General features: G+C 68.7%; 12 protein-coding genes. 5 read left to right on the top strand and 7 right to left on the bottom strand.

What is annotated here, in order from left to right; all coding sequences use genetic code 11:
* Positions 1 to 59: 59 nt before the first annotated feature.
* The 3 genes from ACESM1_RS29540 to ACESM1_RS29530 form a co-directional block, all read right to left on the bottom strand.
* Positions 60 to 794, bottom strand: coding sequence for a GMC family oxidoreductase (locus ACESM1_RS29540; RefSeq protein WP_372624846.1), 735 nt, complete (start codon positions 792 to 794; stop codon positions 60 to 62).
* A gap of 196 nt (positions 795 to 990) precedes the next feature.
* Complete coding sequence (locus tag ACESM1_RS29535) at positions 991 to 1,857, bottom strand: TauD/TfdA dioxygenase family protein (RefSeq protein WP_372624844.1); 867 nt, start codon at positions 1,855 to 1,857, stop codon at positions 991 to 993.
* A 94-nt stretch (positions 1,858 to 1,951) separates the two neighbouring features.
* Entirely contained in the window at positions 1,952 to 2,851 is a 900-nt protein-coding gene (locus tag ACESM1_RS29530) for a LysR family transcriptional regulator (protein ID WP_372624842.1), read from the bottom strand.
* A gap of 738 nt (positions 2,852 to 3,589) precedes the next feature.
* On the opposite strand from ACESM1_RS29530, the gene ACESM1_RS29525 reads away from it, so the two are divergent.
* The 4 genes from ACESM1_RS29525 to ACESM1_RS29510 all read left to right on the top strand — a co-directional run bounded on the left by ACESM1_RS29525 (position 3,590) and on the right by ACESM1_RS29510 (position 7,044).
* Positions 3,590 to 4,246, top strand: coding sequence for a Crp/Fnr family transcriptional regulator (locus ACESM1_RS29525; RefSeq protein ID WP_372624840.1), 657 nt, complete (start codon positions 3,590 to 3,592; stop codon positions 4,244 to 4,246).
* Between the two features lie 425 nt (positions 4,247 to 4,671).
* A complete protein-coding gene (locus tag ACESM1_RS29520; protein WP_372624838.1) occupies positions 4,672 to 5,532 on the top strand; it encodes a LuxR C-terminal-related transcriptional regulator in 861 nt (286 codons plus the stop codon).
* Between the two features lie 300 nt (positions 5,533 to 5,832).
* A complete protein-coding gene (locus ACESM1_RS29515) occupies positions 5,833 to 6,453 on the top strand; it encodes a helix-turn-helix transcriptional regulator (RefSeq protein WP_372624836.1) in 621 nt (206 codons plus the stop codon).
* Positions 6,454 to 6,492: 39 nt separating this feature from the next.
* Positions 6,493 to 7,044 carry a hypothetical protein gene (locus ACESM1_RS29510; RefSeq protein ID WP_372624834.1) on the top strand — a complete coding sequence of 184 codons (552 nt, stop codon included), beginning with the start codon at positions 6,493 to 6,495 and terminating at the stop codon, positions 7,042 to 7,044.
* 130 nt (positions 7,045 to 7,174) lie between these two features.
* On the opposite strand, the gene ACESM1_RS29505 is transcribed toward ACESM1_RS29510, so the two are convergent.
* The 4 genes from ACESM1_RS29505 to ACESM1_RS29490 all read right to left on the bottom strand — a co-directional run bounded on the left by ACESM1_RS29505 (position 7,175) and on the right by ACESM1_RS29490 (position 11,546).
* Positions 7,175 to 8,869, bottom strand: coding sequence for a calcium-binding protein (locus ACESM1_RS29505; RefSeq protein WP_372624832.1), 1,695 nt, complete (start codon positions 8,867 to 8,869; stop codon positions 7,175 to 7,177).
* Positions 8,870 to 8,981: 112 nt separating this feature from the next.
* Positions 8,982 to 10,103 carry a GNAT family N-acetyltransferase gene (locus ACESM1_RS29500; protein WP_372624830.1) on the bottom strand — a complete coding sequence of 374 codons (1,122 nt, stop codon included), beginning with the start codon at positions 10,101 to 10,103 and terminating at the stop codon, positions 8,982 to 8,984.
* A 312-nt stretch (positions 10,104 to 10,415) separates the two neighbouring features.
* Complete coding sequence (locus ACESM1_RS29495) at positions 10,416 to 10,706, bottom strand: hypothetical protein (protein ID WP_372624828.1); 291 nt, start codon at positions 10,704 to 10,706, stop codon at positions 10,416 to 10,418.
* 228 nt (positions 10,707 to 10,934) lie between these two features.
* Positions 10,935 to 11,546 carry a hypothetical protein gene (locus tag ACESM1_RS29490; protein WP_372624826.1) on the bottom strand — a complete coding sequence of 204 codons (612 nt, stop codon included), beginning with the start codon at positions 11,544 to 11,546 and terminating at the stop codon, positions 10,935 to 10,937.
* A gap of 891 nt (positions 11,547 to 12,437) precedes the next feature.
* On the opposite strand from ACESM1_RS29490, the gene ACESM1_RS29485 reads away from it, so the two are divergent.
* Entirely contained in the window at positions 12,438 to 12,707 is a 270-nt protein-coding gene (locus ACESM1_RS29485; RefSeq protein ID WP_372624824.1) for a hypothetical protein, read from the top strand.
* The last annotated feature ends 220 nt before the right edge of the window (positions 12,708 to 12,927 follow it).

The following is a 12,927-nucleotide window of genomic DNA, read 5'->3' as shown; positions in this document are numbered from 1 at the left end:
CGCCTCCGGAAAGCTCCGGCGCCGTTTCACGCCTTCCGACATCGTCACCTCCAGGCTCTTCAGCCTATCTGAGGTGTCCACTCAAACGGGGTAGGCCCATAGTGGTCCTGCAACCCGTCGCCGACGCCGGGCAGGTGGTGCAGCACCGGGACGCCGATGCCCTGCAGGTGTGCTGCATCGCCGATGCCCGAGAGCTGCAGCAGGTGGGGCGAGCCGATGGCGCCGGCGGCGAGCAGCACCTCGCGCAGGGCCGGCGCGCGGCGCAAGCGCCCGTGCTGGCGGAACAGCACGCCGGTCACCCGCCGTCCCTCGACCTCAAGCCGCAGCGCATGCGCATGCGTCTCGACGCGCAGGTTGGGGCGGCGCAGCGCAGGGTGCAGGTAGGACCGCGCCGCGCTCATCCGCCGCCCGGCGCGGATGCTGCGCTGGTAGTAGAACAGGCCTTCCTGCGACGCGCCGTTGTAGTCGGGGTTGCGCGGCAGGCCGAGCTCCGCCGCGCCGGCCAGGAAGGCCTCGCAGATCGGGTGACGCGCATGGATGTCGGAGACGTGCTGCGGCCCGCCCGCGCCCCGCCAGGCATCGGCGCCGGTGCTGCGGTCCTCGGCCCGGCGGAAATAGGGCAGGGCGTCGGCATGGGACCAGCCGAGGCAGCCGCGCTGCGCCCAGCCGTCGAAGTCGCGCGCCTGGCCGCGCACCCAGAGATGGCCGTTGATCGCCGAGGACCCGCCCAGCACCTTGCGGGAAAGAAGATCGCGCGCCCGTCCACGCCCGGGCCGGGCTCCGTCTCGAAGCACCAGTTGAAGCGCGGGTCGCGGAAGGTCTTGAGGAACCCCGCCGGCACATGCAGCCAGGGGTGCCGGTCCGGCCCGCCCGCCTCCAGCAGCAGCACGCGCGCGCGGCCATCCTCGGTCAGCCGGTTCGCCAGCACGCAGCCCGCCGAGCCGGCGCCGACGATGACGTAGTCCCACTCGCCCTCGATGCTCTCCGCGATCATTCGGCGGCGGCGGCAGTCGCGAGCAGCGGCCCTTGGCCGGCGATGGTGGTGCGCACCATGTGGCGCCGCTCCGCCGTGCTGCGGAAGGGCGTGGCGCGGTGCAGCACGGCGCGGTTGTCCCAAAGCACGAGGTCGTGCCGCCGCCAGCGATGCGCGTGGACGAACCGCGGCTGGGTGGCGAATTCCATCGCTTCCTCGATCAGGGCGCGCGCTTCCTCCTCCGCCATGCCCTCGATGGTGCGGGCATGGGCGCCCAGATAGAGCGCCTCTCCAAGCGGGCCGCCCAGCACGACGGGCTGGCGCACCGGCGGCCAGTCGGCGCGCTCGGCCGCGGTTACCAGCTCCGGCGCGACGAGCGAACGCGACCAGCCGAAATCGTGCACCGCGACCTGGCCGCGCAGCCGCGCCTTCAGCCGCTCCGGCATCTCCGCCCAGGCGGCACGCATGGAGGCGAACTCGGTGTCCGCGCCCTCGCGCGGGATCTCGCGCGCAGAGAGCAGCGAGGCGCGCGCCGGCACCGACTTGAAGGAGCTGTCGGCGTGCCAGAGCCGGTTGGCGAGATTGTTCAGCACCTGCCGGTCGGTCGGCGGCGCGATACGCCCGTCCGGCCCGATATTGGTCAGCACCAGCAGGTAGCCCCCCGCGCCGCTCGCGCCGGCGCGCGTCACCTCCAGCGGGCCGATTGCGCGGCTGAAGGCGAGCTGGGCCTCGTCGTCGATGTCCTGGCCCGGGAAGACCAGCACCGAATGGCGGTCGAGCGCCTCGCACACCGCCGCGGCCTCGTCGGCGGAGAGGCCGCGACGCAGGTCGAGGCCGGTGACACGGGCGGCGAACAGCGCGTGCAGGGACTCGATGGTCGGCATGGGCGCGTTTCCTCTCCTGACGCGTCAGCCTGCCACTTGCCCGGCATGGGCGAGAAGCGGATGATTCCGCAAAAGACCTTCCCGCCTTGCGGGATCATTCGGTCGCCAGCCCGGCCTGGAGATGCGCGAGGAAGACGGTGACCTTCGCCGGCAGCGGCGCCGCGCGGGCGTGCACGGCGTAGATCTCCGCCTCGTATCCCGCGGGATGCGCCGGGGTGCCGGGCAGGCAGGCGACCAGCTTCCCGGCGGCAACATCGGCCCCCACCATCCATTCGGGCAGCAGCACGAGCCCGAGCCCGTCCACCGCCGCCTGGCGCAGCACCTCGCCGCTGTTGGAGCGCAGCGGGCCGGTGACCTCGACGGCCTGGCGCCCGCGCGCAGGCTCGAAGACCCAGACCGCCGGCTCCGCCTCGCGGCGGTAGCCGAGGCAGTCATGGCTCCTGAGCTCCTCCGGCGCGGCCGGCACCCCGCGCCGCGCGAGATAGGCGGGACTCGCGCAGAGGATGCGGCGCGCCGTCGCAAGCCGGTGCCCGACGACGGACTTCTCCGCCGGCAGGCCGAGCCGGATGACGAGGTCCACGCCGTTCGTCGGCGCGATGTCCGGCAGTTCCGTCAGCGACAGGTCGAGCTTCACCTCGGGGAAGGCGGCGAGGAAGCCGGGGAGGGTGGGGACGACGTGCAGCAGGGCGAAGGAGCGGCGGGCGAGCACGCGCAGCATCCCGCGCGGACGGTCCTGCAGCTCGCGCGCCTCGCCGAGCGCGGCATCGAGCTCCCCGAGCAGGGGCGCGAGGCGGCGGTAGAACGCTTCGCCGGCTTCCGTGGGGGAGAGATGGCGCGTGGTGCGGCCGAGCAGCCGGACGCCGAGCTCCGCCTCCAGCTCCTGCAGCCCGCGTGAGGCGGCGGTGGAGGACAGCCCGAGGCCACGCCCCGCGCCGGAAATGCTGCCGGCCTCCACGGCGCGCAGGAACAGGCGAAGCGCGGTGAGTCGGTCCATCGCACGTAGCAGCCGGAACTCAGCGTGACCCGCCGCGGCGCGGCGCATGCCCGGCGAGCGGCCAGCCGGGCAAACGAGCGCGCTGCGTGGCGCTGTCCATCAAGGCCCCGAGGGGGCGGACCAGGTCACCGGTTCTGCTCCCCTATGGTTTCGAGTGCGCCCCTACTGTCCGCACTGGCCGCAAGCCGGTCAACCAGGTCGAGACGCCTGCCCGGCGGCCGGGTGATGCGGGGCTGCAGCGCGCCGCCGGCGCGAAGCGCCGCGCATCAAGCAACCTCCGCTTCCGCGGTGGCCCGCTCGACCGGACGGGTGCTGCCCCACGGGAGGCCCCGGCGGGTACGCGCTGGCGCTTCAGCGCGACATGCGAGGTCCGCAGCAGCTGTAACTTCTCCGGCCCGCATATCGGCAACTGAAAGTCGACTGGTGTCCTGATTCCGTAGTTCCTCCGATCTGATGGGTACGGAGGCAGAATCGTTGGATGGCGGCGAGGATGTCGTCGGCGGACTTGGTCGAGCGGAAGGGCTTTGGGTCGGCGACGCGCCTGTGGGCGTGAAGTGGACGTGCCATCGCGGGCGCTTGGCCAGCCAGTCACGGGCCGGCTTTGGGCCTCGCCATTGGAACATTCACAGTGCTCGCGGCTTATGGTGTGCATCGGCTAGCGAGGTTGGAATGCCTGCAAGGCAGCGCCCACCCGGAAAGGCCCTCAACCGATTCTTTGCGGCAATGAGCGGTGAGGACTTGGCGGCACTGGAGCACGAGCTCGTGCCAATCGAGCTCGCATTCGGCGAGACCATGCTGATTCCGCGAACGCCGATCGACGACCTCATCTTTCCCGCATCGGGACTCGTTTCGTTGATGCTCGAACTGCCTGACGGCAAGCGCGTCGAGGTCGGCATCGTTGGCTCGGAGACTGCCGTCGGCTTGACTGCACTGCTGGGCGAGACGCGAGCCTCCGTCCGCGCCGTCGTCCAGATACCCGGGCATGCGTACCGGATCCCGGTTGCTGCCTTCGCCGCGCAGTACGAGGTCAGCAAGGGCCTGCGTGAGCTTGTGCACCGGCACGCCGCGGCCGCCCTCCTTCACGTCTCGATCAACGCGGCCTGCAACGCCGTCCATCCAGTGGAGCCTCGCGCCGCACGGTGGCTGCTCGCGGTGCAGGATCGGGTCGGCGAGACCTTTCCGCTCACGCAGGAGTATATGTCGGCAATGATCGCCGCGCGTCGACCCGTGGTGAACAGCGTATTGAGCGGGTTCAAGGCAGCGGGACTGATCCGCCACGCGCGCGGCTGGATCGCCATCGCGGACCGCGGCGGCCTGGAGGCCGCAGCCTGCGTCTGCTACCGCACCGACCGCGAGCGGCGCGACGAACTGCTCGGGGTGCACGCCGATCGCTGACGCGTCCCGGGGATACCGCCAGCCTCGGGGAGTGTCACGGAAGCGACGTTTGTCACCTACCTCGGTATCCATCCACGCGACAATTTAGCCGAAATGCGCGAATGTATTGCGCTTCACTTCTATTTGAAATCCACAGCTCGAGTCGGCCGATATATTCGAAAAATCATTTTTGCAGCGAACTCGAATGCACACCGATTGTATCTTCAGGTTAATCTGCATTTCACTTCATTCAACGCAGTGAATTCCGCCGTGAAACGAACGTGGTGTTCTGCGGGATCGGTCGCGCCGCGTCTCCCCGAGGCCGGGCTTGCCCGCCGCCACAGTTCTCCCGATCGGAGCGAAGGCGTGCCGAGATCCGGATGCCGGGGCGGCTTCGCTGCTCGCGCATCTACATCGTCATGAGTGGAAGGCTGGGAGCGGGAGACGTGTCGGACAAAGCGGATCTCCTCACCCCCGGCGCACTGCAGCCAGTCCCGTCTCAGCGCCAAGCACGGCTTCGCGTCACGAAGCAGCATCCGGATACGCAGGCTTCAACACTGCTGCCAGACTTGCGGGGCCCCATCGCGCTCGTCGATGCGATGGACCTGCGCCGCGAGTGCACGCTCTCGCTCCTGCGCTCGTACCTTCGCGTGCCCCTGCGCGCCTTCGCGAGCGTCGGCAGCCTGCTGGAAGCTGCCGCCGGACTTCGAGTGCCGGGTTCCGTGCTGCTGTGCACGGGCGCGCACTCCGTCGCCGACGAGCCGTGGCGGGGCGACGTGCTTCGCATCAGGCAGGCGCTCGGCTCCGCCCCGGTCATCATCCTGTCGGACCGCGCGGAACTGGAGGACGTGGTCGCGGCCTTCCGACATGGCGCCCGCGGCTACATCCTCACCAGCGAGGAACCCCGCCTGGCCATCGAGGCGCTGCGCATCGTGCTGGCCGGAAACATGTACTTCCCGGCCGACGTGCTGATGACGCAACGCACCGGCCCGGCGCCGCGAACAATGCCCCAGGTGCCCGGCCCGCAGGCGGCGGCCAGCGGCCTCACCGATCGACTCGCCCCACGGCAGCTCGAGGTGCTGCGCGCGCTGGCCGATGGCTGCACGAACAAGGACATCGCCCAGCGCCTCCTGATGGAGGAGACGACCGTCAAGATCCATGTCCGGCAGATCATACGTCGCCTCGGTGTCGCCAACCGCACACAGGCCGCTCTGCTGGCGCATCGCTGCGGCATTTCCCAGGCGCGCGGCACGGGCATGCAGGAAGGGGCGGCGGACCCCTCGGTGCCCCCGGCGGAGGAGGGCTGACGTGCCGCGGGCCACATTGCGGACGTGGCGAGCCGGGCGGGTATCGACGGCCATGCCATGGCGCCACTCTCGCCGGCATCCGGGGGACCGATGAACGATGGCCGCAAGATCCTTGACCACCCATCCGGCGAGGAAGCTGCCGGGACCGGCGGCGGCATGGCCAGCACGAGGCAGCGCACGCCAGGGGCGCCGGTGCCAAGGCCCGCCGGGGACGGCAGGCGCACCGCCGTTCTTCTCGTGGATGAGCGGGCATGGACGCGAGAGGCACTGGCGCGTGCGCTCGAGAGAGCGGACCGATTGATGCGGGTGACCCGCCTCGGCAGCCCTGCCGAGCTGTCGGGGCTGCCGAGGCCGGCCGGGCCGGTGGTGATCTTCCTCAGCATGGGCGGCCTGGACGCCGCGGATGCGCGCCTGGCGGAGAGCATCGCCATGGCCCGCGAAGCCATGCCCGCCACGCCGATCGCGGCGCTCTCCGACGGCGTCGAGGCCGAGGACATCCTGCACGCGATCGCCAGCGGCCTCAGCGGGTATGTCCCGACCAGCCTTGAAGGGCGACACGTCGCGATGGTGCTGCGCTTCATCGCGGCGGGCGGCGTCTTCGTGCCTGCCAGGCCGCTGCTGGAGGGACTCGCCACAGCCGCGCCAGCCGCCCCGCTGGCGGAGCCCGTGCCCGGCCTTCCGGGGCGGGTGAAGACGAGCCAGGTCGCCCTGACACCGCGGGAGACCGCGGTGCTTCAGCTCCTGCGCGAGGGCCTCAGCAACAAGCACATTGCGCGCGCCCTCGGCCTGCGGGAGCCGACGGTCAAGGTGCATGTGCACAACGTGCTGCTGAAGCTGGGGGCGACCAACCGGACGCAGCTGGCGCTCCTCGCGGGGCGGATGGCCGCGGAAGGAGAGACGGACGGCCAGGAGGAGTCGTGAGCCGTCCACGAGAGTGCAACCATCGATGAGGGATGCGGCATGGCGAAGAAGACGACGGCGGGGGACAGCGGCACGGCCGTCTTCCTGGAAGGCGACGCCTACGGCACCGGCGGGGACACGCTGTCCTATGTGAGCGTGGACCTCTCCGTCACGACCAAGACCAACGGGCAGACGAAGGTCAAGGCGACGGGAGAAGTCACCGCGCTCGCGGTCGCGGAGGCGGGGGAGGACGGCAATGCCGACACAACGGCCTTCACCTCCGCCTACAGCACCGAGGCCGACAAGGTGAAGATCAGGACGACAGAGACGACCTTTGAAGAGGATGGCGTTTCCTACAGCTACTCCGTCACCACCATCAAGGTGACGGACAGCGACAAGGAAAAGGAGCCCAAGATCTCCTACAAGGAGAAGTCGAAGGAGCTGTCGGAGGCTTACGTCGACATCGACGGAAACCTGGCGCTGGCGGAGTTCGACGTGAATGCGGAGGGTCCGGAAACGCTGGCCGACGTCGACTCGCATGTGCTCGCCCTGGACGACGGGCTTTCCCAGTCCACGGTCCTGGCCACGGCGGCGGTGGACTGGTCGCTCTGACGCGCGGCGTCCCCGCCGGCATCGTCAGCCGGCGGGGACGCCACCGACACCAGCTCCGCACACAGAACCTGGCGAGGATCACCGGCGCGGGCACAGCGCCGGGAAGCGCGGCTTCCCGGCGCAGCGAAGCTCAGCCGAGGGGGCTGTATTCGATGAGGTCGAACGGCTTTATCTGATCGTTGAGGACAGCGTTCGCCGTCGCCACGGCGTTCGCGCTGCTGGCCGAGACGCCGGTGTTGACATAGGTGATGCTGGAGACGGTGGTCCGTCCGTCTGCCCCCACCGTGCCGCCGAAGACCCTCGCATACAGGAAGCCGCCGCTCGAGAGCGTCACGGCGGGCGCGAAGCCGCCGCTCAGGATCAGATCGTCCACCGCGATCTCTTCGCCGGCCTGCCAGTCCCGGATGTATGAGAAGCCCCTCAGGATAGCGAAGGAATCGTCCCCGGCCTCTCCAAGAAGGTTGTGATAGCCGCTGCGGTCATTGAGCACATCCGCGGATGCGTTGCCGCCACCGGTGTTGACCAGACGGTCATCGCCGGCACCGCCGAGCACGAGATCCAAGAGCCCGCCGCCCGTCTCGAGGATGTCGTTGCCGAGATCACCGAGCAGCCTGTCGGTGCCGCTCCCGCCGTTGATGCTGTCGTTGTCCGCGCCGCCATCCACCGTGTCGTTCCCGGCGCCGCCGAGGAGCTGGTCGCCGCCGCTACCGCCGGAGAGCTGGTCGTTGCCGTCGCCGCCGAACAGGCTGTCCGAACCGCCGCGCCCCAGCAGCACGTCGTCACCGGCCTGGCCGTCGATAGCATCCGCCCCGTCGGTGGCCAGCTCGTCGTTCCCGCTGTCGCCGTTGATGACGTCGTTCCCCGCGCCACCGAGCAGCGTGTCGGTGCCGGCGCCACCAACCAGGAGGTCACTCCCCTCGCCGCCGTCGATCTGGTCGTTGCCGTCGCCGCCTGAGACGGAATCGTTGCCGCCCCAGCCGAGCAGGAGATCGTTGCCCCCCATGCCGAACAGGGCATCGGCGCCTTCCGCGCCGTCCAGCAGGTTCGCCAGGTCGTTGCCCGTGAGCGTGTCGTTGTGGGCTGAGCCGTAGAGTTTCTCGATGGAGGTCAGCGTGTCCACGCCGGCGCCGAGCGTGTTCTGCGCGACGGTCACCCTCAGGTCCACCGCCACACCAGCCGCGGCGCCATCGTAGCGCGCCGAATCCACGCCGTCACCGCCGTCGAGCACGTCGTCCCCGTCGCCGCCCACAATGGTGTCGTCGCCAGCACCGGCGAAGATCTTGTCGTTGCCGGCCTCGCCATCGCCAAAGTCGTTGCCACTTCCGAGCGTCAGCTCGTCGTTGCCGTCGCCGCCGAGCACGTAGTCCTTGCCGCTCGATGCGGCGACCACGTCATCCCCGCCGCGGCCATAGACGACGTGATCGCCGAGCGAGGTGCTGATGAGGTCGTTGCCCTCGCCGCCGTCGAGGGTCTCGTTGCCGAAGCCGCCCAGCAGCGTGTCCTGTCCGGCGCCACCAAGCATCACGTCGTTCCCACCCCCGCCATCGAGGAGGTCGTCGCCGTCCTCCCCGGCCATGGAGTCGTTTCCGTCGCCGCCCATGAGCTTGTCGTTGCCCGCCCGGCCGTAGAGTACGTCGTGCGTGAAGCTCGCGCGCAACTGGTCGTTGCCGTCGCCGCCGTCGAGGGTGTCGCCGAGATCCGCCCCCCTGAACGAGGAGGTGGTGATGGAGATGTAGTCGTCTCCCCCGAGCCCGTTGATGGTGAAGCTGCCGGTGGTGGAAGAGCGATATGTGTCGTTCTTCTCGGTGAGGTTCACGATGGGCATGGGCTGCGATCCTGCTTGAGGTGCTCCGCCGCGCGAGGGAGTCCGCGCGTTCGTTGTCCTGCACCCGAGCCTAGGCGGCCACCCGAACTGCGCCAGCACGAGGAAGGCTGAACTACTTCGGATCTAGTCCCAGGGCCGCCGTCGACGGTGCGTGCGCGATTCCGGCCATGCGCTCCGTCCGTGCCCGCACGATGATCGTCCTGATCGGATGCCGCTGCGCGCCGAACAGGAATTTGTACGGCTCGTCGCCACGCAGGAAGTCGTAGGTGGCGAAGCCGCGCTCGATGGCGTGGCGGATGGCGAAGGCGTGCAGGCAGAAGCCTGGCGGCAGGCTGGTGAAGGACGGGTCGCGCCCGCCGATGTAGAACAGGTAGGACCGCTTCACCGGGTCCACCAGGATGGCGAGGGCGCCGACCGGCGTGCCGTTCCACCGCAGCGTCGGCAGGAACAGGGATCCATCCTCGAAGCAGCGCATCAGCATCGCGGAGGTCTGGACGCGGATCCGCTCCGCCCCGCCCTGCTTCCGCTCCGCCCATTGCGTCTGCCACATGCGGAGAAGCGCCTCGATGTCCGCTTCGATCGTCTCCGGCCTGGCCTCGGTGATGCTGAGTTCGCGGGAGCCTTCGATGCGCCGGAGGAAGCGCCTGATCCTCTGGCGCGTGGAGGCGCCGACCGCCGCCGCAAGATAACCGTCCCAATCGCCGGGTAGCGCCACGTAGGGGCAGACCGCGTTGTCCACGCCGTCGCCGTTGTCGCCGCGCCGCCCCGTCAGCTCGAAGCCGGCGCGGGCGAAGGCTGAGAGGAAGGGCTGCAGCCTTCGCTCCGAGGTGCGGAGGCCGGCCAGGTTCAACCGGTTCCAGAGCAGGCGCTGCCGCAGTCGTCGCAGCGCCTCTGCGAAGGCGGCGAGTGCGGGCCCTTCGTGCTCCGGCCTGCAGATGAATCCGGTGTAGTCCGCGACGGGGCTCCCCGCGGTCCGCAACTCGCGCTGCGGGCCGTCGCCGTTGCGCAGGGTGCGGATGCTGAGCGGGAGGAAGGCGACGCAGGGTGCGGGATCCGCCTCCGCCCTCGCCGCAAGCACGATCCAGGGGGTGGAGAGGCTGCGCAGCCGGTTCGACATCCACGGCCAGGACAGGAAGAACTGCGCTTCGCCATCGCTGTCGTAGACGGCGTCCCAGGCTTGGCGAAGCCGCTCCAGCGTATGCATGGTGGTGATGGCCTCGATGCGCATCGCCATGATTGGCTCCGGATGATGGCTGCTGCCGGCGTGCCGGCGGGACCGGGGCGTGATCGCTGGCACCCCACGACGGGCGCTTGGCCCGGAGGTCGCGCGACGGGGCACCGCGGCGATGGTGCGGCGGGCCGTACGCAGGAAGCCCCGGGGATGGATCCCCGGGGCCCGCACGCGGCACTCTGCCACATCGCGCTCAAGGCGGGCCCAACGTGATGGGCATGTCCGTCTCCTTCGGCGCGCCGGGATCTCGGTGGCAGGAGGATGGAGCCCGGTGCCGCAAGCCTAGTGCCGGCCCCTGCAGGCCGGGAAAGCTTGTTACCAGAAGTAATCGCTATCGGTCGCGGCCATCAGGACGCCGTCGACGCTCGACAGTTCGCCTTCGATGACCAGGACGTGGACATCGGCCTCAGCGACGGTTTCGTCGCCAATGGCTTCGGCGCTGAAGGTAGCGCTGGCGAAGTTCCCATCGAGGTCGACGTCGGAATCGACCTTGATGTCGATATCGACGTCCTTATCCAGTTCGATATCCACATCAAAGTCGAAGTCGACATCGACCTTGATGTCGACTTCCTTCTCGAATTCGAACTCGTTGTAAGTGTCGGTCATAGCCTGTGCTCCCTTCTTTTCTGCCCGGGACACGCCCCAATAACGTGTTACGGGCAGGACCGAAGATATGTTTCAAGCGATATAAACCGCAAGAATTCAACAGAACTAGATCGAATTTTCGTTGGTAAATTTCTTATATCGCTGAATTAGGGGATGCAATGACGCGGTCGTTTGAAGCCCGCGGGCAGCGCATCAGACTGGGCGCCGCCGCCTTCGTGCCGGCGAGTACTACGCGATCGCGATATCCACGTAGCCTGCGGACAGCGACAGCTCGTCCTCCACCGCCAGAACGAAGCCGTCGGCGGAAACGTAGGTCTCGTCGCCATAGGCCTGTGCATCGAATTCCAGGATGGCCAGGTTGCCGTCGAGATCCGTCTCCTCGACCGTGTCGAAGGTCCAGTCCGGGTCGGTCGACCCGGTCGAGGTCGAGAGTTCGGTTTCGGTCTCGCTCGATTCGATGTTGAAGGCGGAGAGCGTCGTCGTGGAGGACACCGTCGCCGTGCTGTCCGTGGTGGTCTGCGACGTGCTGCTGCTGTCCTCCGTGTAGGTGAAGCTTGCTTCCGTCCCGTCAGAGGTCGCCGCGAAGGTGTCCGCCGAGACGTAGAGCACGTCATCGCCGGACGCCTCGGCGGCGGCCGTCATGGTGACCGAGCCGTCGATCTCGGAGACATAGCCATCTCCGTCAGCCTCGGCGGTGATGCTGCCGAAGGTGAAGGTGTCGTCACCGACGGCAAGCGCCTCTCCTCCCAGGGTCCCCGCCAGCCCCTCGGAATCGTCGGGCGTGGAGGTCTCGATGGCCACCGTGATGGTCAGCGAGTCAGTGGTCGTGGTCTCTCCCAACGACGTTCCGCTGGAGGTTGACGTGGACTTCAGGCTGCTCGTCGAAGTCTCATATGTGTAGCTCATCGGGTGTTCCCCCTACATCGGCAGCCCTGCGGTCAGGTCCCCGCCATCGCACGCCGTGCACCCTTCGCCGCCGCGCGGCGGCAGGAAGGGGAGGACGGCCTGCTGTCGCTTCCTGCCGACCGAATCGCCGGCGGGGGGCGCCTGGGCATCGCCGGCCTGCTTGCGCCGCCGATCGGGTCGGGGTGCGCCTTCCTCGCTCATCTCTTCCAACCTCTGTCCATGGTGCATCTGCCTGGGAGCTCACCGTGAGAGCTGTAGGCGAAGTCTGATGATCGTGACTTGCAGGAGGCACTGTGCTCAAGCGCCCTCCCGATGGCGCATGGTGCTATTCGGTCCTAGTCCGCGCGGAGATGGACCTGCTGCCGGGAGCAAGGCTGGCCGCGGCCGGCATGGCTGGTGTGGTGCGCCCGCGGGACATCCTACGGCCGTCGCGGCGTGTGCCCTTGAGTGCGGTTTCACGGCGGCGATGGCGATCCGAGGAGCCGTTCGGAGCGGACGATGTGGCCATGTCGCCGTGCTTCCCATCGGAGGCGGAGAGGCTGCAGCGCAGCCCCGTGCAATATCGCCACGCTGCCGCATGCGCCAGGGCGTGCGTTGTGGACTAGTGCTCAAGTGGCCTCGCAAGGATGCGCCCGCTGCACGATGATCGCGACGGCCTTGATCGCGGTGCGCCCGGCGTGGCCAAGGCCGGGGCTCCGAAGTTCCGGGCGTGACGGAGATGCGGGGATCGCCGCAAAGGGCTCTAGCGGAGCAGGATCCGGGATGATGTCGCCAACGCGACTCCGGAGAAGCGCGGAGCCGGGACTTGGCCGGAGCTTTGGGGCCGTGGCAGGGAAGACCAATGTCGTGATGATCAGGGCCGAACCAGGCCGAGAGCCGGGATTCCATCTGATCGACCCCGCGGGCATCGTGCCAATCCCGGATCCGGCCGTTTCACTACCGCAATTTGTGCTGGAGTATGGCGCCTGGTTGTCCGCGCTTGCGGATCAGCGCCCGCTTCCGCCCGGCAAGCCCCCGCCGGTGGTGATTGCGCCTGCCCGGCCTGGCGAAGCGTTCATCGCCATGGTTTCATTCGAGCCTGATGCTGCCAATTGATTGCGGTTGATAGATCCCATCGGCCACTGCCCCGATCATACGGCGCGGGTCCTCTGCGGTCGTTCCAGCGTTGCCTGCGAGCCGCGGATTGCCGAGCTGGACTGATCCTCCCCCCGCGAAGTTGGGCCTACCCCGTTTGAGTGGACACCTCAGATAGGCTGAAGAGCCTGGAGGTGACGATGTCGGAAGGCGTGAAACGGCGCCGGAGCTTTCCGGAGGC

It is taken from the genome of Falsiroseomonas sp., assembly GCF_041690465.1.
GTDB lineage: Bacteria > Pseudomonadota > Alphaproteobacteria > Acetobacterales > Acetobacteraceae > Falsiroseomonas.
This window is presented reverse-complemented; position numbering and strand designations above follow the sequence as displayed.